Raw genomic sequence first — 25,140 nt, 5'->3', positions numbered from 1 at the left:
ACACCGACGATGGTGCTGCGCACGGCGCTCGCGGCGGCCGCGAGCCTGCTGACCACGGCCACGGTCCTGGCACCCCCCGCGGCCGCCGCGGACACGTTGCCCTACTCGGACCAGTGCCAGTTCCCCAACGGCCTGTACTCCGGCCGTCCCTGGTCCCTCCAGCGCGTCCTCCTGGAGGAGCTGTGGAGCCAGTCCAGGGGCAAGGGGGTGCGGGTGGCCGTCATCGACACGGGTGTGGACGTGCAGAACCCGCAGCTCACCGATGCGGTCGATGCCGCGAGCGGCCGCAACCTCCTGCCGAAGAACCTCAAGGACGAGGACGGCGAGCCGATCGAGCGCGGCAAGGAGAACGGCACGACGGACACCGTCGGTCACGGCACCAAGGTCGCCGGCATCATCGCCGCCCGCCCCGCCGACGGAACCGGCTTCGTGGGACTGGCCCCCGAGGCGACGATCATCCCGATCCAGCAGAACGACGCGGAGGGCCACGGCACCACCGAGACCCTGGCCACCGCGATCCGTTACGCGATCCAGGCCAAAGCCGCGGTCATCAACATCTCCCAGGACACCTCGAACGCGGTGAAGCCCACCTCCGACCTGGAGAAGGCGATCGACGAGGCCCTCGACCAGAAGATCGTCGTCGTGGCGTCGGCCGGCAACGACGGCGTCGGCGGCAACGTCAAGGAGACGTACCCCGCCTCCTACGACGGCGTCCTGGCCGTCGCCGCCTCCGACCGCAACAACGAACGCGCCTCCTTCTCCCAGTCCGGCGACTTCGTCGGCGTGGCGGCCCCCGGCGTCGACATGATCTCGACGGTCCCCCAGGGCGGCCACTGCTCCGACAACGGTACGAGCTTCTCCGCGCCGTACGTCGCGGGCGTCGCGGCGCTGATCAAAGCGAAGCACCCGGACTGGACCGCCCGCCAGGTCGTGGCCCAGATCGAACAGACCGCGGAGCGCACGATCGCCGGCCACGACCGTCTGGTCGGCTGGGGCGTGGTCGATCCCGTCCGCGCCCTCACCGAGGACGACCACCCCCTGGAGTCCCCCGACCCCCAGGAGGGTCTCACCCGGGCCGAGGCCCCCACCGCCGCGAAGCTCCAGGTGGGCGAGACCGCCGACGAACGCAACGCCCGCCTCGCCACGTACGTGGCCGTGGCGGCGGCGGTGCTCGTCGCGGGGTTCGGCGGCACGGCGGTCGCGATCCGGGACGCGCGGCGGCGGGCGCGGAGGGTCGCGGGGGCGGAGTAGAAGTAGAAGCGGTCACGGACCGAGCACGGCCCCCGGACCGCGGGCCGCCGAACGTGAAGGACCAGTGAAGCTTCGAGCGGCTATAGCACACCTGTCGCATAAGGAAGTTGGGACTGTCGTACCCAGTCATTAGAGTGGTCGTGTTGCAGTCATGAACACTTGAGGAGCGTGGGCTGCTCAGGACAGCAGCAGACAACGGGGAGGGAAAGCTTCGTGCTTCCTGCGGACACGGGCGGGGGATCCGCCGATGTACGGCGTGGGCTGATGGCGCTCTCGAAGTTCAAGGAGCGGGTGGACGACCTGCTCAAGGTCTTCGAGGAGTCGGCGGGCGGCTCGTCGAAGGTCGCCGCGCACAGCCTGTCGCAGACTTCGTTCGGCACTGGGAACTTCCCGGAGGCGAAGACCCTCCACCTGGAGTACGAGCGCGTCCACGAACGCATCACGTCACTGTCCAAGTCGCTCGGCCTGCAACTCGAGGCGATGTACATCGCCGTCCACGGCGTGGACGTCACCTTCGACAACCTCGAAGAGGACCTGCGGTACCGGTTCCACGAGATCCGTGCCGAGGTCAACCAGGACCGCGACGAGATGCTGCACGAGCAGATCAAGCGCGACAACGACGCCGACCACACCGACGCGGGGTACTGATGAGCGGCGACAGGAAGCAGCCGGACCTCTACCAGGCGGAACACCAGGACGCCGCCCGGCAGAACGACACCCTCGACGCGGTCACGGACATGACCCGGATCGTGAGCCCCTTCGGGTCCACCAGGGGCATCCACTTCGGCAAGACCAGCTTCGAGAACCACGAGCTCAACCAGATGATCGACATCGTCGAGTCCGCGAGCCCGGAGCTGCTGGAGAGCGCGGGCACGGCCCTGGTCGCGGCCCGCGACGCCATCAACGACGCCGCCAACGAACTCAGCCGCAACCTCGGCGACGTCGACTGGGAGGGCGAGGCCCACACCGCCTTCTACAACTGGGGCACCGACCTGGTCACCACCGCTCTCTCCCTCGCCTCCTACACCGACGTGGTCGGCACCCAGGTCATGGCCGCGAGCTCCGGCCTGGCCTCCGTACGCAAGTCCATGCCCCCGCGCGACAACCGCACCGACCCCAAGACGGTCGACGAGATCCCGGTGGTCAAGCAGGTCGACACCAACGACGAGTACACGGCGGCGGTGAAGGCGGAGAGCCACCGGCAGGAAGCCATCAACCAGATGTACCGCCTGGCGTCGTTCTACACGGTGTCGAGCGGGACGATGCAGTCGGCCGAGGAGCCGGTGTTTCCTAAGATGCCGAGTGTGGGGGTGCCTCAGCCGGCACCGGGCATCACCCCGAGGGATGAGCAGCCGGACCAAGGGTCCCTGAAGACCGTGAGTCATGCGGTAACCACGCCGCAGTACTCCGTAGACGCGGCCGCGAGGCAAGCGCATGCGGAGAACCTGTCGTCATCCGGCCAGCGAGTGGACGACTCTGCCAGCTCTCCAGCGCAGCACGTCGGCACGGAGATCGACAGCGTCGGTACGTTGCCGCCGCAGGAGACCATCAAGTCGACGCCCGTCACGTCGCCGTCGACGACTCCCAACGTCACACCCGTGGGGACGACCCCTCCCTTCGCCCCCGTTGCAGTACCCCCTGCGGCGCGCGGGCAGGTCGGGCGCACCTCGGGCTTCGGTGGAGTGTCCGCGACCAGGACGCCCACCTCGGCGCAGGGGCGAGCCGGTGGTACGTCGGCGGGACGTACCGGAACCGGTGGCACCGGCCCGGTCGGACGTGCTGCCGTGTCAGGGCAGACAGGCGGCCGTGCGTCCGGCGCCGCAGGTCGAGGCGTGGTCGGTGGAGTGCCGAGGGCTGCCGGAACGGCGGCCGGCAAGGCCAATGGCGTCCCACGCGGTCCTGTCGCCGGGAACGGTGCCACGAGCCCGGGGCGTACGGGCGCCGGCCGCGGGGGCATCGGACGGACCACCGATGGCGTCGTCGGCGGGAAGCCCGTCAAGGGAACTGCCCCTGGCGCCACCGGCTCCAGGGTGCCGCGGGGCACCGTCATCGGAGGTCAGAACGCACCCACCTCGCGTGGCACGGGCGAAAGGCCGGGCCAGCGTGGGGTGATCAAGGCACCGGGTTCGACGGCAGGCTCGGGACAGACACCTGGCCGCCCTCTTGGCAGTCCTGGTGGCGTGGTCGGAGCGCCGAAAGAACGAGCTTCCGGGCCCAGGAACGGCGGACACACCCCTGGCGGCATCGGCGCGACGCGAGGTCCCGTGAGCGATAAGGGTTCTGGCAAGACGCGTGCGCGCCGTGACGAGCGGCGCGACGGGGCGTCGTCGACCGACTGACCGGACAAGAGCGAGGACGAACAGAGTCATGGTGGCAGGGAGCAGCCGGCGCGACAGGTGGAGCGCGCCTATCGCGGGACGGAACGGGAGACGGGTTTCCGCCGTCTGTTCAGCGCTTGGCGCCTTGGCCGTCCTGTCGGCAGGTCTGGCTCCGAGCGCGGCGGCCACGGACGTCCAGTCCCAGCAGTGGTACCTGTCGGCGATGAAGGCCGACGAGATGTGGAAGGTAAGTACCGGCAAAGGCGTCAAAGTAGCGGTTGTCGATACAGGAGTCAACCCCAACACTTCCTCACTGAAGGGCCAGGTACTCGCTGACGAGGTGCCCGAGGCCGTCGGCTATAAGGCGACCGAGGACTGGGACGGGCACGGAACCAGCATGGCGGAACTGATCGCCGGGACCGGTGCAGATGGCGGTCTGAAGGGTCTTGCTCCCGGCGCGAAGATCGTTCCTTATCGGGTCGTCATGAAGGACATGAAGAGCGAGAGCGAGAAAGAGAAAGCCCCTGGGCTGGCGGCTGTGATCAAGGCGATCGCTGATAGCGACGCCAAGATCATCAGCATGTCCATCGGTGAGGACATTGAAAGGTCGGAGGATCTCGAGGCGATCAAGTACGCAGAATCCAAGGGTAAGTTGATGATTGCCGCCACCGGCAACGACGCCCAGGAAAAGAACTTCATCGGATACCCAGCCGCCTACCCCTACGTAGTCGGCATCGCCGCCTCGGACGAGTCCGGCACCGTCGGGAAGTTCTCCGAGTACGGCAACTACGTCGACCTGGCCTCCCCCGGCCTGGACGTCCCCACGTGGTGCGACAACACCTTCCAGTCGTACTGCCCGAGCCAGGGCACCAGCCAAGCCACCGCCATAGCCTCCGCCTCCGCCGCCCTCATCTGGTCCGCGCACCCCGACTGGACGGCCAACCAGGTTCTCGCCAGCCTGATCGACACCGCCGGACGTGACTGGGCGAAGGACGACCCGAGCACGTACCTCGGCTACGGGCTGATCCGGCCCCGCAAGGTGCTGGAGGACAGCGACTACGACCCCGGTGCGGCCGGCACCGACCCGCTCGCGAAGGAGAACGTGACGGGCGTCACGGGTGACGACTCGCCCGCCCCTTCCGCCTCAACCTCGTCACAAGCTTCCCAGGACACTTCTGGCGGCCGGGCTTCGGCTGCAGGATCGGGCTCGGAGCCGTCCGACAACACGACCCTGTGGGTGGCCCTCGGAGCCGCAGGCGCCGTCCTGGTGATCGGGGCCGGTGCCTTCGCGGTGATCCGTTCGCGCCGAGGAGCATGACGGCTCACGCCGACTGACCGGTTGTCCACGACCGAGCAGTGACCTACACCGTTCCAACACACCACAGCTGCTACGAAAGGGAGTGCCGACATGGTCGACCGCAAGCTCAATGACAGCGACGTGAAGCAACTTCAGACCGAAGTCATCGATCGCTACGACAACATCCGGCAGTCGCTCGCGAAGCTGCAGGGCACGATCGACATGATCGAGAAGGCCTGGACGGGCCGGGGCGCCAACGCGTTCAACGCGAAGCAGACGGAGATCAACGGCCGCATGGTCTCCATCGGCAAGATGCTCGACGACTTCCTCGAGGGCATCCACATGACCGCGACCGACAAGCGCAACCTCGAGGACCAGATCGAGGCCGACCTCAACAAGATCTCGACCGAGGACCTCGGTGGTAAGACCTCGGCTCTCAACAGCTACTGACGAGCCGTCGACGGAGCAGAGCCCCCGTCACACCATCTTCTGAGAAACGAGGAACAAGATGTCCGGAGCCCACTACGACGAGCTTGCCGTCACGTACGGCACGATGGACGCGCTCGCCACAGAGCTCGGCGACCAGGCCAAGAAGCTCGAGGACGACCTCGAGGCCCTGAAGCAGGCCGTGCTGAAGGTGTCCGCGGGCTGGGGCGGCGAGGCGTACAGCGAGTTCGAGAAGAAGACCAAGAAGTGGGACGAGCACGCCCGGGCCATCCACGCGGCGCTGCTCCAGATCTCGCAGAAGGTCCACACCGCCGGCGGTGACTACCGTGGCGGTGACCTGAAGGGCGCCAGCTACTTCATGTGATGCCGGCGGCATGGTTCGACGGGGTGGGTACGCGCGGGAGGTGCCCACCCTTTGCCGTACCCGCGGTACCGGCTCGGGACGCCGACGCGCGGTGCCTTCCGCCCGGCCCACGCCGGGCGAGGAGCGTCCACAGCCCTGCCTCCTCGTACGGCCGACACGGCACCGTAGGTACGGCGCATCCCGGACACGTGATCGGTGGCTGGGGAGGCAGTCCTCCCGGACACGTGATCGGTGGCTGGGGAGGCAGTCCCCCCGGACACACGATCGGCGGGCCCAGGAGGCTCCCTCCCGGGCCCGCCGATCACCCACCGGGGCTACCCCCGGCGGCACCGCCTCAGTAGACGCCCTCCGGCGCCAATCCCACCTGCACCAACGGCTTCCCCCGCCGCCGCGAGACGAAGATCCCGCGCCCCGCGGGCATCGGCCGGGGCCGGATCCCGCCGAGGAGGTCTCCCTCTCCGGGATCGCCCGCGAGCACCACGCCCTGCGCGCCGAGTTCCTTGATGCGCTGCATGAACGCCTCGTAGGAGGCGCGGCCCGCGCCGGCCGTGGAGCGGGCGATGATGAAGCGGACGCCCACGTCCCGGGCGAAGGGGAGCAGTTCGGTGAGACCGGCCAACGGGTTTCCGCTGGACGTCGCCACGAGGTCGTAGTCGTCGATGACGACGAACACCGTCGGGCCCCGCCACCAACTGCGGTCCCGCAGCTCCCGCGCGGTCACCTCGGCGGTCGGTGTGCGGCGCTGCATCAGGTTGGCGAGGGCGGACATGTGGTGTTCCATGGCGTTGGACATCGGAATGTACTCGGCCAGGTGGGAGGCCGGGGTGACGTCCAGCAGGGAGCGCCGGTTGTCGACGACGAACAGCTTGCACTCGTCGCCGGAATAGCGTTCCGTCAGCTGCCTGATCAGCAGCCGCAGCAGATTCGACTTGCCCGACTCGCTCTCGCCGAAGACGAGGAAGAACGGGTCCTGCTCGAAGTCGACGAAGACCGGTTCGAGGTTGTTCTCGTCGAGGGCGAAGGCGACACCCTGCTGCGGGAACCGGTCGCCCGCCGGCAACTCCGCGGCGGGGAACTCCCGCGGCAGCAGCCGCACCTCGGGAGCGGGCGGCGCCTGCCAGTGGCGGGTGACCTCCGCCGCCAGCGCCTGCGTGGCGTCCGAGAGGTCCGTGTCCGAGGCCAGCCCGTCGATGCGCGGCACCGCCGCCATGAAGTGCAGCTTCTGCGGCGACTGACCGCGGCCCGGGACCCCCGCCGGGACGTTCGCGGCGATCTTGCGGTCCAGTTCGGAGTCCATCGTGTCGCCGAGCCGCAGCTCCAGGCGGTTCATCAGGTGGTCCTTCATGTTCGACCGGACCTCCATGGAACGCGAGGCCGTCACGACGACGTGGATGCCGTAGCCGAGACCGCGCGCCGCCATCTCCAGGACGATCGGCTCCAGGGTCTCGTAGTCGGCGCGGAAGTTGCCCCAGCCGTCGACGATCAGGAAGACGTCGCCCCAGGGCTGGTCCGTCACCGAGATCTCACCCCGTGCCCGCCGCGCCCGGAAGTCGCCGATCGACGGGATGCCCGCCGACCGGAAGTACTCCTCGCGGCGGGTCATCACGCCGTACACCTCGGCCACCGTGCGCCGCACCCGCTCCGGGTCCAGGCGCGAGGCCACCCCGCCGACGTGCGGGAGCCCGGCCACGGCCGCCATACCGCCGCCGCCGAAGTCGAGGCCGTAGAACTGCACCTCGTACGGCGTGTGGGTCAGGGCGAAGGAGCAGATCAGGCTGCGCACCAGCGTCGACTTGCCGGACTGCGGGCCACCCAGGATCTGCATGTGGCCGGCCGCGCCGGAGAAGTCCACCCAGAGGGCGTCGCGACGCTGCTCGTACGGCTTGTCCACCAGCCCGACCGGAACGACCAGACGGCCCGCGCCCTCGTAGCCGGGCTGTGTGAGGCCGCGGCCCGGCACCGCGGCGAGTCCCGGCAGGAGCGCGTCGAGCGACGGCGGGCTGTCCAGCGGAGGCAGCCACACCTGGTGCGCCGCCGGACCCTGCGCCTCCAGCCGGCGCACGATCACGTCGAGGACCGTGTCCGCGAGGGCCTCGTCGACCTCGGGCTCGTCCGCCGCGGTCCGCTGCTGGGGCACCTGCGCGTACCGCACCGGCACCTCGGCCGCCGTGAACAGCACCGGCCGCCGGTCCACCGGCAGCGCCGCACCTGCCGGCCCGGTCCGCTGCGGGACCGAACGGTAGACGCCGGAGACGTAGGCCGCCTTGAACCGCACCATCTCGTCCGTGCCGAACTTCAGGAAGCCCGAACCCGGCACGTTCGGCAGCTCGTAGGCGTCGGGCACGCCGAGCGCGGCGCGCGACTCCGCCGCCGAGAACGTCCGCAGACCGACGCGGTACGACAGATACGTCTCCAGGCCGCGCAGGCGGCCCTCCTCCAGGCGCTGGGAAGCCAGCAGCAGGTGGACGCCGAGCGAGCGGCCGATACGGCCGATCTGCACGAACATCTCGATGAAATCGGGCTTCGCCGTCAGCAGTTCGCTGAACTCGTCGATCACCAGGACCAGGGAGGGGATGGGCTGCAGCGGCGCGCCCGCCGCCCGAGCCTTCTCGTAGTCGTGGATGTTGGCGTAGTTGCCGGCGTCCCGCAGCATCTCCTGACGCCGGTTGAGCTCACCGCGGATGGAGTCGCCCATGCGGTCCACCAGGGTCAGGTCGTCGGCCAGGTTGGTGATGACGGCCGCGACGTGCGGCATCTGCGCCATGCCGGCGAAGGTCGCGCCGCCCTTGAAGTCGGCGAGGACGAAGTTCAGGGTCTCCGAGGAATGGGTGACGGCCAGGCCCAGCACCAGGGTGCGCAGCAGCTCGGACTTGCCGGAACCGGTCGCGCCCACGCACAGGCCGTGCGGGCCCATGCCCTCCTGGGCCGCCTCCTTCAGGTCGAGCATGACGGGACGGCCGTCCTCGCCGACGCCGATCGGCACGCGCAGCCGCTCCGCCAGCGAACGCGGCCGCCAGGTGCGCCGCGGGTCGACGGACGCCGCGTCGCCCAGGTTCAGCAGGTCGGTGAATTCCAGGTTGGCCAGCAGCGGTTCGTCGTCGTCGCCGCCGGACGCCATCCGCAGCGGCGCCAGCTGCCGCGCGAGCACCTCGGCGGCCTCGTACGACAGGACGTCGGGCGTCCCCTCGTAGACCACACCGTGCCCCGACTCCAGGTGCAGTGCGCCCGGCTGTACGACGATGTCCAGGTCACCGCCCGCCCCGGTCAGTTCGCCGGGCACGACCTCGAGGACCGTCACGCCCTGGAGGCCCTCGGGGTTGGCCAGGAGCGAGTCCGGGGGGAGCGAGAGGCCGTCGAGGACCATGACGATGTGCGGCTCGTCCGGCAGGGGCGCGGCGCCGGGGTGGAAGCGGGGGCGGCCGGTGAGCCGGGACGACAGCAGATTCTCCAGTTCACGAGCGTCACCGCCGATCAGCCGGCGGCTGCCCGCACCGTCCACGGAGTCCGGCGCCTGCACGTGCGGCAGCCACTTGGCCCACTCCCAGTGGGCCAGTTCGTCCCGGCCCGCCGCGATGACGACGACCAGGTCCTCGGGGGAGTGCAGCGCGGCCAGCGAACCGGCCAGGGCCCGGACCGAGGAGCGTACCGACTGTGGCTCGCCGCTGACCGTCACGTGGTAGAAGGCCCGCAGGGAGACGGCCATCGGCAGGTCGTCCAGGGTGCCGTGGACAGCGAGGAAACGCTGCAGGGCACCCGCGGTCAACGGCTCCAGCTGCTGGACGGGGCCGGTCTCCGGCGCGATGAGCGGCGTGGCGAGCGTCTGGGCGCCCAGGCCGACCCGGACCTGGGCGAAGTCCTCGTCGCCGGGCCGCCGTTCCCACACCCGGCTGCCCTCGGCGACCAGCGCCCACAACTGCTCGGGGGAAGGGTGCAGATAGTACTGCGCGTCCCGCTGCGCCGTGGCCGTGGCCGCGGTCGTGCGACGGGTCTGCGCCAGGTAGCCCAGGTAATCCCGGCGCATGTCCGCCAACTGCCCTTGGGAGCCGCGACGGAAGCGGACCACCATCGCGACGGACATGGCCACCGTCGAGGCGATCATCACCATGCCCATGATCCTCATGAACGGCTGCCCGCTCGTGAAGAAGAAGACCACCGAGCCGCCCATGCCGAGGGTCGGCAGCAGTTGCATCAGCACGCTCTCCTGATGCCCCCGAGGCAGCTCGGGCGGAGGCTGCACGGCGATCTCGCCCGTGGGCACCTCGGACGGCAGCGACCTCGGAGGACGCTTCACGACGATGTGGCTCACTGCTCACCAATTCCCTTGCCGGCCCCGGAAGTAGGTCCGCCAACCCCGTGTCAGGCGGACGCAGGCCGCCGCGCGATCCTACTGACTTCTCGTGGGACGAGAGGGAGGTAGGGTGCCGGATGTTCGCGTGAGCACATGCGGCAGGGGCCGTGGAGGCGGGGACATTCCGCGAGAATCGGGATGCTTCGGCGCTCGACGGCCGCTCGACGGCGTCGGTTCCACCGCCCGGCCGTAACCACCGGCACCGCGGGGCGCGAACCGGCGTGAATTCTTCACACCACCGACGCGGGACCATCACTGAGGGGGAGCAGCAGGTGAGCATCACGGCCTCCGCGGCAGCCACCGGGGGAGGGCACGGGACGGGAGCCGCCTCCCGGACGGGCCTCGGCTTCTGCCGGGTCACGATCGTCGCGCCCGACAGCAGGATCGACGTCGCCCTGCCCGACGACATCCCCGTCGTCGACATCTATCCGGAGATCCTCAGGCTCTCCCGGCAGAGCCCCGCCGAGGGCGCCCCGGTCGGTTACCACCTGGTGCGCCGGGACGGCAGGGTCCTCGACGGTTCGCGCTCCTTCGCCGCCCAGCACATCCTCGACGGCGAACTCCTCACCCTGCGCCCCTTCGCCGAGTCGCTGCCCCCGGCCGTCCACGACGACGTGTCCGAGGCGATCGCCTCGGCGGTGACGCGCGAACACACCCTGTGGAGCGGCGACCTGACCCGCGCCGCGGGCCTCGTCGGCGGAGGCGTCCTGCCGGCCCTGCTCGCCTTCGTCGCCTGGACGGGCGACCCACGCCACGACATGCACTCGCTGCCCGGCGTCCTCGCCGCGGTCACCGGCGTCCTGCTGGTCGCCCTCGCCTGCGTACGGGCCCGCGTCTACGACGACCGGCCTTCGGCCGTCGCCCTCGGGCTGGGCGCGCTGCCGAACGTCGGTGTGGCGGGTTCCGGCCTCCTCCCGCTCGCCGACGGCCAGGGCATCGGCAAGCTCCAGTTCCTCCTGGCCTGCGCGGCGGTCCTGCTCGCCGCAGTCCTCCTCACCCTGTGCTCCCCCGGCGGCGACGCGCCCTTCGTCGCCGGCGCGGTCGCTTCCGGCGTCGGTCTGGCGGCGGTGTTCGCGGCGATCCTCCTCCACTGGTCGCCGGCCGAGACCGCTGCCCTGTGCGCGCCCGTCGCGGTGGGCGCGCTGGCCTTCCTGCCCGGCCTGTCCATGCGCTTCGCCCGGCTGCCCATCGGATTCGACGCCCCGGACGCCGCTCCCCGCAGCTCCTACGGCGCCGATCCGGCCCCGCAGGAGCCGGTCGACGTGGAACGGATCGCCGCCCAGGCCCGCCGTGGCCACGAGCTCCTCGTCGGCCTGGTCGGTGGCTGCGCGGCGGTCGTGGCCGGCGCCTGCGCCGTGCTCGGCTTCTCCGACGGGGTCTGGGCCCAGCTGCTCGCGCTGGCCGTCGGCATCGCCCTGTTGATGCGCGCCGGTCTCTTCCGGTACACCGCCCAGGTCGCCCCCCTGCTGGCCGCCGGCCTCGGCTCCCTCGTGCTCCTCGGGCTCGGTCTGGCGCTCAACCCGCCGTTGTCCGTGTTCCGTGACGCCCTGACGGGTGACCGCACCGACCTCGACATCCGCACGATCTGGCTCGTCGCGGCGATCGCGGCGGCGTCCGCGATCATCACCGCCGTCGGCCTGATCGCCTCCCGGGGCGGGGTCACCCCGTTCTGGGGGCGCTTCCTGGAAATCGCCGAGGGCTTCGTCCTGCTGACGCTGGTCCCGTTGGCGCTGGCCGTCTTCGACGTGTACACGGCCGTCCGGTCGATGACGAGCTGACCGCGGCGCCACCGTCCGGCGCCCGTCGGAGTGTGCCGCGGACAACGGCGGCCGACCGGCTGCGGCGCCGGGCACGGTCGACCGCCTGAACCCTGAACGCCGTCCGGGCGCGTGGCCGCGTGCGGCTGAGCACCGCCCGGCCGAGCGCAGAATCGGTTCACCGCCCAGCCGGAAGGCCCGCCGGCCGCGCGGCCGCTCGAGCGCAGTGCACGGAAAGGAACGTCGAGTGAGCTTCGGCCCGCCCCCGTCCGTCTACACCCAGTCCGCCATGACCGCCGAGGCCGTCCGGACCGGGCGACGCCGGAGGGCGCTGCTGTGGTCTCTGGCCGTGGTCCTCGTCGCGGCACTGGGCACCGGCGGTTGGTTCCTCTGGGGCGCCGGCTCCGTGGGGTCGAAGAGCCCGACGGACACGCCCTCCGCCCAGGGACGCCTCGACGTCCGGGAATCGGTGGAGGAGCCGCCCGCCGGCACCGTCGGCACGATGGCCTTCCGCCTCTCCGTGGACGACATGACCCCCGAGGAAAGCTACGAGATGCCCGGCATGTGGGCCACGGACAAGATCCTCGCCAAGGGCATCAACAAGACGCTGGTCGGCTTCCGCCTCGGCACTGACGCCTCGCCCGGGGACGAGAAGTGGAAGCTGGCCCTCGACGGCCCGATCTGCGGCTACACCCGCCATGTCACCAACGAGAACCGCACCGCCGTGCTGTACCGCGCGAGCACCGACGAGGAGGCCTTCTGCGACCACGTCGTCTTCTTCGACCTCGACGACGGCCGCAGGATCTGGTCGCACGACTTCCCCGTCGCGGCCATCGGGACCACCACGGGCACTCCCCGCAACGGCAGCGTCCAGGACCCGCCGAGCGTGACCCTGACGCACGACACCGTCGCCGTGACGTGGGGACGCGGCACCGTCGCCTACGGCATGGACCACGGCACGAAGCGGTGGAGCACCTCGAACACCGGCGCCTGCCACGACGGGGGCGCCGCCGGAGGGGGCGCGCTCCTGGTGCGCGAGGAGTGCTGGAGCGACGACGAGAGCCTGGCCGTCGACTCCTGGGAACGCATCACGTACAAGGTGCGCGAGGTGGACCTGGCCACGGGGCGCACCCTGTGGACCTACTCCGCGGCGAAGGGCGTGCGCCAGGTTGCGGTCCCGTCCACCGACCCTGTCGTCCTCGCCGTCTCCGCGGGGGAGACCGGCTTCACCGAGCTGCTCTCGCTGGACGCCGACGGCAAGAACCGTGCCACCATCAGCCTCCGCAACGGCACGTACGTGGGGGACTGCTCGTACTCCACCGACTACATCGTGATCGACGACTGCCCGACCATCGCCGTGGGTGACGGCCAGGTCTTCGTGCGCAGCAAGGACGTCATCGAGAAGACCACCTCCAACTGGATCATCGGCTTCGACTTGGCGACCGGGGACAGTACGCAGAAGTTCGAGTCCGGCGCCAACACGCTGCTGATCCCGGTGCGCATGAGCGGCGGCCGGCTCCTCGCCCTCCGCGAGAGCCAGGACCACCTCTCGCCCACCGCACTCGTCAGCCTCGACCCGGAGACCGGCAAGGAGACGCCGTACTTCTACTTCGAGCTGTCGGCCGAGGCCGAGAACTTCACCTCGATCGACTTCAACGACGTCATCGTCCAGAACGGCCGTCTCTTCTTCGGCGTCAGATCCGCCACCGGCCCGGCCGCCGACCAGCCGAAGTGGGTCTATCTCGTCCTCGGCATCGAGAGCCAGGCGACGAAGAAGCAGTAGCCGTACGGCCGTTGCCGTGCCCGGGTGCACGGCGGCGGGGAAGGCCCCCGGCGGGCTGCTTCCCCACTGCCGTACCAGGGCCGCCTACACGTCCAGCCCCCCATTGTGCGGCGCCGGCTCAAGATCGAACTCCCCGTCCCGCGCGCCCAGCACGAACGCCCGCCACTCCGCCTCCGTGTACCGCAGCACGGTGTCCGGGTCGAGCGACGACCGCATCGCCACGGCCCCGCCCGGCAGGTACGCGATCTCCACGCGCTCCTCCTGCTCCTCCGTACCCGGCGCGCACTGCCACTCGACCCCGGAGATGTCGAGCGCGTACAGCTCGTCCCGCTCCCGTTCCTTGCGGGCCCTGACGTCCTCGTTCGTTTCGTCCGCCATGGCGCGGCGACCCCTTCCCGACGCACGGATGATCCAACCCGTCACCCTAGCGGCAGTGCCCGTGCCGCCGACCCGGTTCGGCGACCGGTGCCGGAGCGGTCCCGGCCTGCTGGTACTGTGGGTGACGGCCGTCTGTGTACGCACCCCCGGAGCGCCCGCTCCGGAGGCCGCGCCCAGCGGATCCCCGCCTCCCGAGTAACGGAAGCTCCCCCGAGACGCAGACCGGGGGCGCTCGGTGGGCATCCAACATCTTCGAGGAGTACGCGTGTCGCTCGACGCCGCAGTGAAGAAGCAGATCATCTCCGAGTTCGGTACCAAGGAGGGCGACACCGGCTCCCCCGAGGTCCAGGTCGCTCTGCTGTCCCGTCGGATCTCCGACCTGACCGAGCACCTCAAGACCCACAAGCACGACCACCACTCCCGCCGTGGCCTGCTGATCCTGGTCGGTCAGCGCCGCCGGCTGCTGCAGTACCTGGCGAAGAAGGACATCCAGCGCTTCCGTGCGCTGGTCGACCGCCTCGGCATCCGCCGTGGTGCGGCGGGCGCCAAGTAAGACGCCGTGAAGGGAGCGGTTCCCGTGACGATCGGGGGCCGCTCCCTTTGCTGTACGTACGGAAACGTGCGGAGTGTCACTCACGCTTTGTAGTGTGGTAGCACGACGCACATCACACCACGCACCATCACGCAGTACCACGCAGTACCACGCACGACACCAGAACGAGGAGGAGCGCACCTAGCCGCCGCCGGTCCTCGGTAGTGGCCCCCGGGGGGAAGCGAGCCCCGGGTGCTTCGATCGAAGACCGGCCCGCACCGCACGGAGCGCTTCTCCGCCACCGTCCCCCTGCCACACGGGCAGCCGAGGGACGAAAGACGACAAGTAACGGAGAAAACGCTAGTGGAGAACGAGACCCACTACGCCGAGGCCGTCATCGACAACGGCTCCTTCGGCACCCGCACCATCCGCTTCGAGACCGGCCGCCTGGCCAAGCAGGCCGCCGGCTCCGCCGTGGCGTACCTGGACGACGACACCATGGTGCTGTCGGCCACCACCGCCTCCAAGAACCCCAAGGACCAGCTCGACTTCTTCCCCCTGACGGTGGACGTCGAGGAGCGGATGTACGCCGCTGGCAAGATCCCCGGCAGCTTCTTCCGCCGTGAGGGCCGCCCCTCCGAGGACGCCATCCTCACCTGCCGCCTCATCGACCGTCCGCTGCGCCCGTCCTTCAAGAAGGGCCTGCGCAACGAGATCCAGGTCGTCGCCACCATCATGGCGCTCAACCCCGACCACCTGTACGACGTCGTCGCGATCAACGCCGCGTCCGCGTCCACGCAGCTGGCCGGTCTGCCCTTCTCCGGCCCGATCGGCGGCGTCCGCGTCGCGCTGATCAACGGCCAGTGGGTCGCCTTCCCGACGCACACCGAGCTCGAGGACGCCGTCTTCGACATGGTCGTCGCGGGCCGTGTCCTCGAGGACGGCGACGTCGCGATCATGATGGTCGAGGCCGAGGCCACCGAGAAGACCATCCAGCTGGTCGAGGGCGGCGCCGAGGCGCCGACCGAGGAGGTCGTCGCCTCCGGTCTGGACGCCGCGAAGCCCTTCATCAAGGTGCTCTGCAAGGCCCAGGCCGACCTCGCCGCGAAGGCCGCCAAGCCGACCGGCGAGTTCCCGGTCTTCCTCGACTACCAGGACGACATCCTGGAGGCGCTGTCCGCCGCCGTCCGCCCGGAGCTCGCCTCCGCGCTGACCATCGCGGGCAAGCAGGACCGCGAGGCCGAGCTGGACCGCGTCAAGGCGCTCGCCGCCGAGAAGCTCCTGCCGGAGTTCGAGGGCCGCGAGAAGGAGATCTCCGCCGCGTACCGCTCGCTCACCAAGCAGCTGGTCCGTGAGCGCGTGATCAAGGAGAAGAAGCGCATCGACGGCCGCGGCGTCACGGACATCCGTACGCTCGCCGCCGAGGTCGAGGCCATCCCGCGCGTGCACGGCTCGGCGCTGTTCGAGCGTGGCGAGACCCAGATCCTGGGTGTCACCACCCTCAACATGCTCCGCATGGAGCAGCAGCTGGACACCCTCTCCCCGGTGACCCGCAAGCGCTACATGCACAACTACAACTTCCCGCCGTACTCGGTCGGCGAGACCGGCCGCGTCGGCTCCCCCAAGCGCCGCGAGATCGGCCACGGCGCCCTCGCCGAGCGCGCCATCGTGCCGGTGCTGCCGACGCGCGAGGAGTTCCCCTACGCGATCCGTCAGGTGTCCGAGGCCCTCGGCTCCAACGGCTCGACGTCCATGGGCTCGGTCTGCGCCTCCACCATGTCGCTGCTGAACGCCGGTGTGCCCCTGAAGGCCCCCGTCGCCGGTATCGCCATGGGCCTGATCTCCCAGGAGATCAACGGCGAGACGCACTACGTCGCCCTCACCGACATCCTCGGTGCGGAGGACGCCTTCGGCGACATGGACTTCAAGGTCGCCGGCACCAAGGAGTTCGTCACCGCCCTCCAGCTCGACACCAAGCTGGACGGCATCCCCGCCTCCGTCCTGGCCGCCGCCCTCAAGCAGGCCCGTGACGCCCGCCTCCACATCCTCGACGTGATGATGGAAGCGATCGACACGCCGGACGAGATGTCCCCGAACGCGCCGCGGATCATCACCGTGAAGATCCCGGTCGACAAGATCGGCGAGGTCATCGGCCCCAAGGGCAAGATGATCAACCAGATCCAGGAGGACACCGGCGCCGAGATCACGATCGAGGACGACGGCACCATCTACATCGGTGCCCAGGTCGGCTCGCAGGCCGAGGCCGCCCGCGCCACGATCAACTCGATCGCCAACCCGACCATGCCGGAGGTCGGCGAGCGCTACCTGGGCACCGTCGTGAAGACGACGACCTTCGGTGCGTTCGTGTCGCTGCTCCCGGGCAAGGACGGTCTGCTGCACATCTCGCAGATCCGCAAGCTCGCCGGCGGCAAGCGCGTGGAGAACGTCGAGGACGTGCTGGGCGTGGGCCACAAGGTCCAGGTCGAGATCGCCGAGATCGACTCCCGCGGCAAGCTCTCCCTCGTGCCCGTGATCGAGGGCGAAGAAGCCGACGACGACAAGAAGGACGACGCCGAGCAGTGACGTCCCGTAGCTCCAAGGCGACGGCCCGCACCTCTTCGGAGGCGCGGGCCGTCGCCCGTACCCAAACGCTGATCAAGGGCGAGAACGGTATCGGCACGGTCCGCAAGACCACCCTCCCGGGCGGCCTGCGCATCGTCACCGAGACCCTGCCCTCGGTCCGCTCCGCGACCTTCGGCATCTGGGCGCACGTCGGCTCCCGCGACGAGACCCCGTCCCTCAACGGCGCCACGCACTACCTGGAACACCTGCTCTTCAAGGGCACCACCCGCAGGTCGGCCCTGGACATCTCCTCCGCCCTCGACGCGGTCGGCGGCGAGATGAACGCGTTCACGGCGAAGGAGTACACGTGCTACTACGCGCGCGTGCTCGACGCCGACCTGCCGCTCGCCATCGACGTCGTCTGCGACATGCTGACCGGCTCCCTGATCCTGGAGGAGGACGTCGACGTCGAGCGCGGCGCCATCCTCGAGGAGATCGCCATGACCGAGGACGACCCGGGCGACTGCGTGCACGACCTGTTCGCGCACACGATGTTCGGCGACAACCCCCTCGGCCGCCCGGTCCTCGGCACGGTCGACACCGTCAACGCCCTCACCGCCGACCGCATCCGCCGCTTCTACAAGAAGCACTACGACCCCACCCACCTCGTGGTCGCCGCCGCCGGCAACATCGACCACAACAAGGTCGTACGCCAGGTGCGCGCCGCGTTCGAGAAGGCGGGCGCCCTCAAGGACCTCGACGCCACCCCCATCGCCCCGCGTGACGGCCGGCGCGCGCTCCGCACCGCGGGCCGCGTCGAACTGATCGGCCGCAAGACCGAGCAGGCGCACGTCGTCCTCGGCATGCCCGGCCTCTCGCGCACCGACGACCGCCGCTGGGCCCTGGGCGTCCTGAACACCGCCCTCGGCGGCGGGATGTCCTCGCGGCTCTTCCAGGAGGTCCGCGAAAAGCGCGGCCTGGCCTACAGCGTCTACTCGTACACCTCCGGCTTCGCCGACTGCGGCCTGTTCGGGGTGTACGCCGGATGCCGGCCCAGCCAGGTGCACGACGTGCTGAAGATCTGCCGCGACGAGCTCGACCACGTCGCCGAGCACGGCCTGTCCGACGAGGAGATCGGCCGCGCCGTCGGCCAGCTCAGGGGCTCCACCGTCCTCGGCCTGGAGGACACCGGCGCGCTCATGAACCGCATCGGCAAGAGTGAACTGTGCTGGGGCGAGCAGATGTCCGTCGACGACATGCTGACCCGCATCGCGGAGGTCACCCCGGACGAGGTGCGCTCGGTGGCCCGCGACGTCCTGGGACGGCGGCCGTCGCTGTCGGTCATCGGCCCGCTGAAGGACAAACAGGCGGCCCGTCTGCACGACGCCGTGGCCTGACACCAGCGGCCCGCACGTCCTCGGCAGACCCTTCGGTGACCACCGGTCGGACCACCTCTCGGTGAGCACCCCCGGTGAGTCACCCCTCAGCCCTCAGTGATCACCACCAGTGATCACCACCAGTGATCACCACCAGTGATCACCACCAGTGATCACCACCAGTGATCACCACCAGTGATCACCTCCGGAAAAGCACCCTCGGTAAGGAAGCAACAGATGAGCAAGCTGCGCGTGGCGGTCCTCGGCGCCAAGGGCCGGATCGGGTCCGAGGCGGTTCGGGCGGTCGAGGCCGCCGAGGACCTGGAACTGGTGGCGGCCCTCAGCCGCGGTGACAAGCTGGAGACGCTGGCCGAGACCGGCGCCCAGGTCGTCGTCGAGCTGACCACCCCGGCCTCGGTCATGGACAACCTCGAATTCTGCGTACGGCACGGCATCCACGCCGTCGTCGGCACCACCGGCTGGACCGACGAGCGCCTCGCGCAGCTGAAGGGCTGGCTGGCCGAGTCGCCGGAGACGGGCGTGCTCATCGCGCCGAACTTCTCCATCGGAGCCGTGCTGACCATGAAGTTCGCACAGATCGCCGCCCCGTACTTCGAGTCCGTCGAGGTCGTCGAGCTGCACCATCCGAACAAGGTGGACGCCCCCTCCGGCACCGCCACCCGCACCGCCCAGCTCATCGCCGAGGCCCGCCGCAGGGCCGGCTCCGCCCCGGCGCCGGACGCCACGGTGACGGCCCTGGACGGCGCCCGCGGCGCGGACGTCGACGGCGTGCCCGTCCACGCCGTCCGCCTGCGCGGCCTGCTCGCCCACCAGGAGGTCCTGCTGGGCGGCGAGGGTGAGACCCTCACCGTCCGGCACGACTCCCTGCACCACAGCAGCTTCATGCCGGGCATCCTGCTGGGCGCCCGCCGTGTGGTGACGACCCCGGGCCTGACCTTCGGCCTGGAACACTTCCTCGACCTGAACTGAGCCCCGACCGTCATGCGCGCAAAGCTCTCCTACGCCCTCACGGCCGCCGTCCTGGTCGTCTACTTCCTCCTGGTCGGCACCCGCGGCGTCATGCTCATCCAGTCCGGCACGGTCCTGACCGTCACGTTCGGCGTGGCGGTGCTGATCCTGCCGGTCATCGGCGTCTGGTTCCTGTGGAAGAACACCCAGTTCGTCCGCCGCGCCAACCGGCTCGCCGCCGAACTCGACGCCGAGGGCGGTCTGCCCGTCGACGAGCTCAAGCGCACCCCCGGCGGCCGGATCGACCGCGACTCCGCCGACGAGGTCTTCGCCCGGCGCAAGGCCGAGACGGAAGCCGCCCCCGACGACTGGCGGACCTGGTTCCGCCTCGCCGTCGCGTACCACGACGCCCGGGACACCCCGCGCGCCCGCAAGGCCATGCAACACGCGATCAGCCTGCACGGGAGCGCACGGCACCCGTCCTCCCCCTGAAACGGACGGCACCCCCGGGCAGAGGGCACGGACAGGCACCCGAAGGCCGGGCCCGGGCAGTGGGCACGGACACACGCACCCGGAGGTCGACGGCGAGGGGCCCGACCGGCACACGCGCCGGTCGGGCCCCTCGCCGTACGCCTCCGGGCTCAGTGCGGCCCGTACTCCTCGGCCCAGGCCTCCACCGCGTCCGCGGCCCGGTCGAAGGCCTCGACCCGTCCGAAGAAGTCGGCCCCGTGCGTGGTCAGCAGCGGCAGGGCACCGTCCGTCGCGCGGTCCCGCCGCAGCAGCGTCAGGGCCTGGCCCTGCACGGTCCGCGGCAGACCCAGCCAGCGCACCGGCTGCTGCACGGTCCGTACGGCCGCCACCCGGCCCCAGGACACCGTCCGGGTGCGGAGGAAGCCCACGTGCCGCAGCCCGCGCGCACTCACCCATACGCCCATCCGCAGCAGTCGCAGCGCGGCGGCGATCACCAGCAGCGAGACGCCGAAGATCACGCCGGCCTCCGACACCGAACTGGTCAGCGCGATCACGACCGCCGCGAACAGCACGTAGGAGGCGAGCAGCAGACACAGCGCGGCCGCGCCGACACGGCAGGGCCCGGGACGATAGGGGCGCCGCCAGTGGTCACGGTCGTCGAAGGGCAACGCGACGTCGTCCACCGTTTCGAAGGCGCGGTCGGCCGCCAGGAAGGACAGGGGCACGGCTGGTCCTCACTCGATCCATGCGTGGGCTGTGCCCGGAGAGGCTATCCGCCCCCCGCCCGTCCCCACCACCTTCGGGGTCCCGTGGGAGTACTCCCGCACCCTTCGGAGGACGGCGGAGGAGTCAGCGTCCCTCCGACGCCTGCGACTGCTGCGTCCGTGCGGACTGGTCCTGGGACAGCGCCGGCATCCCGATGACCAGGGATCCCACCAGCGCGGCCACGATGGTGAGCCCCAGCAGCCAGCGCCCGGCTATCTGCCCGACGGAGGACCGCTCCCGGGGCGGCGGGGCGACATTGCTGCGGAACCTGTCGGCTTCGGCGAGGAAGGCGAAGGGTACGGACTCGCGCCGACGGAACATGATGGGTCAGTCCTCCTTGGGAAGTCGCGTGGACGTCGTCACCGGTACGTGTCACCGATACGCATCACTGATACAGACGACCGGGTGCCCGAAAACGTGCCCCATTTCACGAGACGTCCCGGACGAATCCGAGGCATGCCCGTGAGGACCCGCCCCCGGCACCCCCGTAGAGTTGACGCCGCGTTCAAGCCGACCCGGAAGGACCTCCGCACTGTGACCGACAGGCCCGTCGACGAATCCAAGATCTTCACCCGCAGCGACGTCACCGTCGAACTGGTCAAGCACACCGCGTCCGACGCCGACGTGCTGTTCGCCGCCCGCGTCTCGACCGTCGGCGAGCAGTCCCTGGACGAGCTGAACAAGGACCCCGAGCGTTCGAAGGGCCTGATCAACTACCTGATGCGGGACCGCCACGGCAGCCCCTTCGAGCACAACTCGATGACCTTCTTCATCAGCGCCCCGATCTTCGTCTTCCGCGAGTTCATGCGTCACCGCGTCGGCTGGTCGTACAACGAGGAGAGCGGCCGCTACCGGGAGCTCCAGCCCGTCTTCTACGTCCCCGACGCCTCCCGCAAGCTCGTCCAGGAGGGCCGCCCCGGCAAGTACGTCTTCGTCGAGGGCACCGAGGCCCAGCAGGAGCTGGTCGAGCGCACCATGGAGGACTCGTACCGCGAGGCGTACCTGGCCTACCAGGAGATGCTCGCCGCCGGTGTCGCCCGCGAGGTCGCCCGCGCGGTCCTCCCCGTCGGCCTGTTCTCCTCGATGTACGCCACCTGCAACGCCCGCTCCCTGATGCACTTCCTGGGCCTGCGCACCCAGCACGAACTGGCCAAGGTCCCGTCCTTCCCGCAGCGGGAGATCGAGATGGTCGGCGAGAAGATGGAGGCCGAGTGGGCCAGGCTCATGCCCCTCACCTACGCGGCCTTCAACGCCAACGGCCGTGTCGCCCCGTGATCGAAGACGTATGTACGGATCATCCGTGTGAAGTGTCCGTATTGCGGCATTTGCGGAAGTTCATCTAGCCTGATCAAACGGACCCGGCACTGCTTGAACCCCCGAGCAGGCAGTGCCGGGCTCCACCTTTGTCACGACTTGTCGCCCGCCCCGAGGGCAGACCCCGCCCTGAGCAACGAGTAGCGTGTTACCCATGGCTCCGACCTCCACTCCGCAGACCCCCTTCGGGCGGGTCCTCACCGCCATGGTCACGCCCTTCGCGGCAGACGGCGCACTCGACCTCGACGGCGCACAGCGGCTCGCCACCCACCTGGTGGACGCAGGCAACGACGGCCTGATCGTCAACGGCACCACCGGCGAGTCCCCGACCACCAGCGACGCGGAGAAATCGGACCTGGTACGAGCCGTCCTGGAGGCCGTCGGCGACCGGGCCCACGTCGTGGCCGGCGTCGGCACCAACGACACGCGCCACAGCATCGAGCTGGCGCACGCGGCGCAGAAGACGGGCGCCCACGGCCTCCTGGCCGTCACCCCGTACTACAACAAGCCCCCTCAGGAGGGCCTGTACCGCCACTTCACGGCCATCGCCGACGCCACCGAGCTGCCGGTCATGCTCTACGACATCCCCGGCCGCAGCGGTGTCCCGATCAACACCGAGACGCTCGTGCGCCTCGCGGAGCACCCGCGGATCGTGGCCAACAAGGACGCCAAGGGCGACCTCGGCCGCGCGAGCTGGGCGATCGCCCGCTCCCGCCTCGCCTGGTACTCCGGTGACGACATGCTGAACCTGCCGCTGCTCTCCGTGGGCGCGGTCGGCTTCGTCTCGGTCGTCGGCCACGTCGTCACCCCCGACCTGCGCGCCCTCGTGGACGCCTTCGTCGCCGGCGAGGTCCAGAAGGCCACCGAGATCCACCAGAAGCTGCTCCCGGTGTACACGGGCATGTTCCGCACCCAGGGCGTCATGACCACGAAGGCCGCCCTCACCCTCCAGGGCCTGCCCGCGGGCCCGCTGCGCGCCCCCATGGTCGAGTGCTCCGCCGAAGAGATCGAACAGCTCAAGATCGATCTTGCCGCGGGCGGGGTACAGCTCTGACACCAGACTTCACAACTGAATACGACCGAACACGGCAGGCCCACCGGCGCCTGCACCTTCCACACGACAACTGCTTCTGCACGAACGTCACGCGCGCCACGTGCCCGACCGGTACGTGGCGCGTGTGGTTGAGGAGAGTCTTTTGAGTCATCCGCACCCCGAACTGAGCCCGCCTCCGCCGCTCCCCGAGGGCGGCCTGCGGGTCACCCCACTGGGCGGTCTCGGAGAGATCGGCCGCAACATGACGGTCTTCGAGTACGGCGGCCGCCTGCTGATCCTCGACTGCGGAGTGCTCTTCCCCGAGGAGGAGCAGCCCGGAATCGACCTGATCCTGCCGGACTTCTCGTCCATCCGGAACCGCCTCGGCGACATCGAGGGCATCGTCCTCACCCATGGCCACGAGGACCACATCGGCGGCGTCCCCTACCTCCTCCGGGAGAAGCCGGACATCCCGCTGATCGGCTCCAAGCTGACCCTCGCCCTCATCGAGGCCAAGCTCCAGGAGCACCGCATCCGCCCGTACACCCTCGAAGTGGCGGAGGGGAACCGCGAGCGCATCGGCCCGTTCGACTGTGAGTTCATCGCGGTCAACCACTCCATCCCGGACGCCCTCGCGGTCGCCATCCGCACACCGGCCGGCATGGCGGTCCACACGGGCGACTTCAAGATGGACCAGCTGCCGCTGGACAACCGCCTCACGGACCTCCACGCCTTCGCACGTCTGAGCGAAGAGGGGATCGACCTCCTCCTCGCCGACTCGACGAACGCCGAGGTCCCGGGATTCGTCCCGCCCGAGAGGGACATCTCCAACGTCCTGCGCACGGTCTTCGCCAACGCCCGCAAGCGGATCATCGTGGCCAGCTTCGCCAGCCACGTCCACCGCATCCAGCAGATCCTGGACGCGGCCCACGAGTACGGCCGCCGCGTCGCCTTCGTCGGCCGCTCGATGGTCCGCAACATGGGCATCGCCCGTGATCTCGGGTACCTCAAGGTCCCGCCGGGCCTGGTGGTGGACGTCCGCACCCTCGACGACCTCCCCGACCACGAGGTGGTCCTGGTCTGTACGGGCTCCCAGGGCGAACCGATGGCCGCGCTGTCCCGCATGGCCAACCGCGACCACCAGATCCGCATCGTCGAGGGCGACACGGTGATCCTGGCGTCGTCGCTCATCCCCGGCAACGAGAACGCGGTCTACCGCGTGATCAACGGCCTGACCCGCTGGGGCGCGAACGTCGTCCACAAGGGCAACGCCAAGGTGCACGTCTCCGGCCACGCGTCCGCGGGCGAGCTCCTGTACTTCTACAACATCTGCCGCCCCAAGAACCTGATGCCGGTCCACGGCGAATGGCGCCATCTGAGGGCCAACGCCGAGCTGGGCGCCCTGACCGGCGTGCCGCACGACCGGATCGTCATCGCCGAGGACGGCGTCGCCGTCGACCTCGTCGAGGGCAAGGCCAAGATCTCCGGCAAGGTCCAGGCCGGTTATGTGTACGTCGACGGGCTGTCGGTCGGCGACGTGGGCGAGCCGGCACTGAAGGACCGCAAGATCCTGGGCGACGAGGGCATCATCTCGGTCTTCGTCGTGGTGGACGCCTCCACCGGCAAGATCACGGGCGGTCCGCACGTCCAGGCCCGCGGTTCGGGCATCGAGGACTCGGCCTTCTCGGCCGTCCTCCCGAAGATCACCGAAGTCCTGGAGCGCTCGGCCCAGGACGGCGTGGTCGAGCCCCACCAGCTGCAGCAGCTCATCCGCCGCACGCTGGGCAAGTGGGTCTCCGACACCTACCGCCGCAGGCCGATGATCCTCCCGGTCGTCGTGGAGGTCTGACCCGCGGACGACCCGTCATCCGCGTGGACTTGGAGCGGGGCCCCTCGATTTGCATCGGGGCGCCCCGCTCCAGTACGTTTACGGCTCCGCCTGAACGGGAACCCGGCAGCTTCAAGCATGCAGGGACCACCCCGGGAGGGGCCGGGAAAACCGACTCAGAACTTCTGATAAAGTCGGAACCGCCGGAAAGGAAACCGCGAAACAAAAGCGGGAACCTGGAAAGCACCGAGAAAATCGGATCGAGAAAAGATCTGATAGAGTCGGAAACGCAAGACCGAAGGGAAAAGCCCGGAGGAAAGCCTGAGAGAGTCTCTCGGGTGAGTACA

At 69.8% G+C, this 25,140-nt stretch carries 20 protein-coding genes; 16 read left to right on the top strand and 4 right to left on the bottom strand.

Going from position 1 to position 25,140, the window contains the following annotated elements; all coding sequences use genetic code 11:
- Window positions 1-9: 9 nt before the first annotated feature.
- The 6 genes from mycP (at window position 10) to ACIP67_RS14145 (ending at window position 5,677) form a co-directional block, all read left to right on the top strand.
- The gene (gene mycP, locus ACIP67_RS14170) at window positions 10-1,251 is read left to right on the top strand and encodes a type VII secretion-associated serine protease mycosin (RefSeq protein ID WP_401691634.1); all 1,242 of its coding nucleotides are present in this window, start codon (window positions 10-12) and stop codon (window positions 1,249-1,251) included.
- 264 nt (window positions 1,252-1,515) lie between these two features.
- Window positions 1,516-1,899 (top strand): hypothetical protein, encoded by a 384-nt coding sequence (locus ACIP67_RS14165; RefSeq protein ID WP_401691632.1) that lies wholly within the window; start codon window positions 1,516-1,518, stop codon window positions 1,897-1,899.
- Window positions 1,899-3,590 carry a hypothetical protein gene (locus tag ACIP67_RS14160; RefSeq protein ID WP_401691630.1) on the top strand — a complete coding sequence of 564 codons (1,692 nt, stop codon included), beginning with the start codon at window positions 1,899-1,901 and terminating at the stop codon, window positions 3,588-3,590. The genes ACIP67_RS14165 and ACIP67_RS14160 overlap by 1 nt, the downstream gene beginning before the upstream one ends.
- A gap of 124 nt (window positions 3,591-3,714) precedes the next feature.
- Window positions 3,715-4,887, top strand: a complete 1,173-nt coding sequence (locus ACIP67_RS14155; protein ID WP_401691628.1) for a S8 family serine peptidase — start codon at window positions 3,715-3,717, stop codon at window positions 4,885-4,887.
- A gap of 120 nt (window positions 4,888-5,007) precedes the next feature.
- The gene (locus ACIP67_RS14150; RefSeq protein WP_401691626.1) at window positions 5,008-5,316 is read left to right on the top strand and encodes a WXG100 family type VII secretion target; all 309 of its coding nucleotides are present in this window, start codon (window positions 5,008-5,010) and stop codon (window positions 5,314-5,316) included.
- Window positions 5,317-5,374: 58 nt separating this feature from the next.
- Window positions 5,375-5,677, top strand: a complete 303-nt coding sequence (locus ACIP67_RS14145; RefSeq protein ID WP_401691624.1) for a WXG100 family type VII secretion target — start codon at window positions 5,375-5,377, stop codon at window positions 5,675-5,677.
- Between the two features lie 334 nt (window positions 5,678-6,011).
- On the opposite strand, the gene eccCa is transcribed toward ACIP67_RS14145, so the two are convergent.
- Window positions 6,012-9,983 carry a type VII secretion protein EccCa gene (gene eccCa, locus ACIP67_RS14140; protein WP_401691623.1) on the bottom strand — a complete coding sequence of 1,324 codons (3,972 nt, stop codon included), beginning with the start codon at window positions 9,981-9,983 and terminating at the stop codon, window positions 6,012-6,014.
- A 314-nt stretch (window positions 9,984-10,297) separates the two neighbouring features.
- On the opposite strand from eccCa, the gene eccD reads away from it, so the two are divergent.
- A complete protein-coding gene (gene eccD, locus ACIP67_RS14135) occupies window positions 10,298-11,803 on the top strand; it encodes a type VII secretion integral membrane protein EccD (RefSeq protein WP_401691621.1) in 1,506 nt (501 codons plus the stop codon).
- 226 nt (window positions 11,804-12,029) lie between these two features.
- Window positions 12,030-13,565 (top strand): PQQ-binding-like beta-propeller repeat protein, encoded by a 1,536-nt coding sequence (locus ACIP67_RS14130; protein ID WP_401691619.1) that lies wholly within the window; start codon window positions 12,030-12,032, stop codon window positions 13,563-13,565.
- A gap of 84 nt (window positions 13,566-13,649) precedes the next feature.
- Here the strand turns inward: ACIP67_RS14130 and ACIP67_RS14125 are convergent, their stop codons facing one another.
- Window positions 13,650-13,943, bottom strand: coding sequence for a DUF397 domain-containing protein (locus ACIP67_RS14125; RefSeq protein WP_385075079.1), 294 nt, complete (start codon window positions 13,941-13,943; stop codon window positions 13,650-13,652).
- Between the two features lie 265 nt (window positions 13,944-14,208).
- On the opposite strand from ACIP67_RS14125, the gene rpsO reads away from it, so the two are divergent.
- The 5 genes from rpsO to ACIP67_RS14100 all read left to right on the top strand — a co-directional run bounded on the left by rpsO (window position 14,209) and on the right by ACIP67_RS14100 (window position 19,874).
- A complete protein-coding gene (rpsO, locus tag ACIP67_RS14120) occupies window positions 14,209-14,496 on the top strand; it encodes a 30S ribosomal protein S15 (RefSeq protein WP_004924725.1) in 288 nt (95 codons plus the stop codon).
- A 342-nt stretch (window positions 14,497-14,838) separates the two neighbouring features.
- A complete protein-coding gene (locus tag ACIP67_RS14115; RefSeq protein ID WP_401691617.1) occupies window positions 14,839-17,058 on the top strand; it encodes a polyribonucleotide nucleotidyltransferase in 2,220 nt (739 codons plus the stop codon).
- A complete protein-coding gene (locus tag ACIP67_RS14110) occupies window positions 17,055-18,434 on the top strand; it encodes a M16 family metallopeptidase (RefSeq protein ID WP_401691616.1) in 1,380 nt (459 codons plus the stop codon). The genes ACIP67_RS14115 and ACIP67_RS14110 overlap by 4 nt, the downstream gene beginning before the upstream one ends.
- 216 nt (window positions 18,435-18,650) lie before the next feature.
- The gene (dapB, locus tag ACIP67_RS14105) at window positions 18,651-19,403 is read left to right on the top strand and encodes a 4-hydroxy-tetrahydrodipicolinate reductase (protein ID WP_401691614.1); all 753 of its coding nucleotides are present in this window, start codon (window positions 18,651-18,653) and stop codon (window positions 19,401-19,403) included.
- 12 nt (window positions 19,404-19,415) lie between these two features.
- Window positions 19,416-19,874 carry a hypothetical protein gene (locus ACIP67_RS14100; RefSeq protein ID WP_401691612.1) on the top strand — a complete coding sequence of 153 codons (459 nt, stop codon included), beginning with the start codon at window positions 19,416-19,418 and terminating at the stop codon, window positions 19,872-19,874.
- 149 nt (window positions 19,875-20,023) lie between these two features.
- On the opposite strand, the gene ACIP67_RS14095 is transcribed toward ACIP67_RS14100, so the two are convergent.
- The gene (locus ACIP67_RS14095) at window positions 20,024-20,578 is read right to left on the bottom strand and encodes a hypothetical protein (RefSeq protein ID WP_401691610.1); all 555 of its coding nucleotides are present in this window, start codon (window positions 20,576-20,578) and stop codon (window positions 20,024-20,026) included.
- 124 nt (window positions 20,579-20,702) lie between these two features.
- Window positions 20,703-20,939 (bottom strand): hypothetical protein, encoded by a 237-nt coding sequence (locus tag ACIP67_RS14090; protein WP_401691608.1) that lies wholly within the window; start codon window positions 20,937-20,939, stop codon window positions 20,703-20,705.
- Between the two features lie 213 nt (window positions 20,940-21,152).
- On the opposite strand from ACIP67_RS14090, the gene thyX reads away from it, so the two are divergent.
- From thyX to ACIP67_RS14075, 3 genes are all read left to right on the top strand, one after another.
- The gene (thyX, locus tag ACIP67_RS14085; protein WP_401691606.1) at window positions 21,153-21,893 is read left to right on the top strand and encodes an FAD-dependent thymidylate synthase; all 741 of its coding nucleotides are present in this window, start codon (window positions 21,153-21,155) and stop codon (window positions 21,891-21,893) included.
- A gap of 193 nt (window positions 21,894-22,086) precedes the next feature.
- Entirely contained in the window at window positions 22,087-22,986 is a 900-nt protein-coding gene (gene dapA, locus ACIP67_RS14080) for a 4-hydroxy-tetrahydrodipicolinate synthase (RefSeq protein ID WP_401691604.1), read from the top strand.
- A 142-nt stretch (window positions 22,987-23,128) separates the two neighbouring features.
- Entirely contained in the window at window positions 23,129-24,814 is a 1,686-nt protein-coding gene (locus tag ACIP67_RS14075; protein ID WP_401691602.1) for a ribonuclease J, read from the top strand.
- Window positions 24,815-25,140 lie beyond the last annotated feature (326 nt).

Source organism: Streptomyces sp. NPDC088812 (assembly GCF_044750285.1).
Classification (GTDB): domain Bacteria; phylum Actinomycetota; class Actinomycetes; order Streptomycetales; family Streptomycetaceae; genus Streptomyces.
Note: the sequence above shows the minus strand (reverse complement) of the source record. Positions and strands in the feature narration are given on the sequence as shown.

Bases quoted from the DNA above. Each gene is read 5' to 3' on its own strand.
- ACIP67_RS14125 (WP_385075079.1), bottom strand. From the start codon at position 13,943: ATGGCGGACGAAACGAACGAGGACGTCAGGGCCCGCAAGGAACGGGAG.
- ACIP67_RS14165 (WP_401691632.1), top strand. From the start codon at position 1,516: ATGGCGCTCTCGAAGTTCAAGGAGCGGGTGGACGACCTGCTCAAGGTC.
- ACIP67_RS14100 (WP_401691612.1), top strand. From the start codon at position 19,416: ATGCGCGCAAAGCTCTCCTACGCCCTCACGGCCGCCGTCCTGGTCGTC.
- ACIP67_RS14090 (WP_401691608.1), bottom strand. From the start codon at position 20,939: ATGTTCCGTCGGCGCGAGTCCGTACCCTTCGCCTTCCTCGCCGAAGCC.
- dapA (WP_401691604.1), top strand. From the start codon at position 22,087: ATGGCTCCGACCTCCACTCCGCAGACCCCCTTCGGGCGGGTCCTCACC.
- ACIP67_RS14160 (WP_401691630.1), top strand. From the start codon at position 1,899: ATGAGCGGCGACAGGAAGCAGCCGGACCTCTACCAGGCGGAACACCAG.
- mycP (WP_401691634.1), top strand. From the start codon at position 10: ATGGTGCTGCGCACGGCGCTCGCGGCGGCCGCGAGCCTGCTGACCACG.
- ACIP67_RS14145 (WP_401691624.1), top strand. From the start codon at position 5,375: ATGTCCGGAGCCCACTACGACGAGCTTGCCGTCACGTACGGCACGATG.
- dapB (WP_401691614.1), top strand. From the start codon at position 18,651: ATGAGCAAGCTGCGCGTGGCGGTCCTCGGCGCCAAGGGCCGGATCGGG.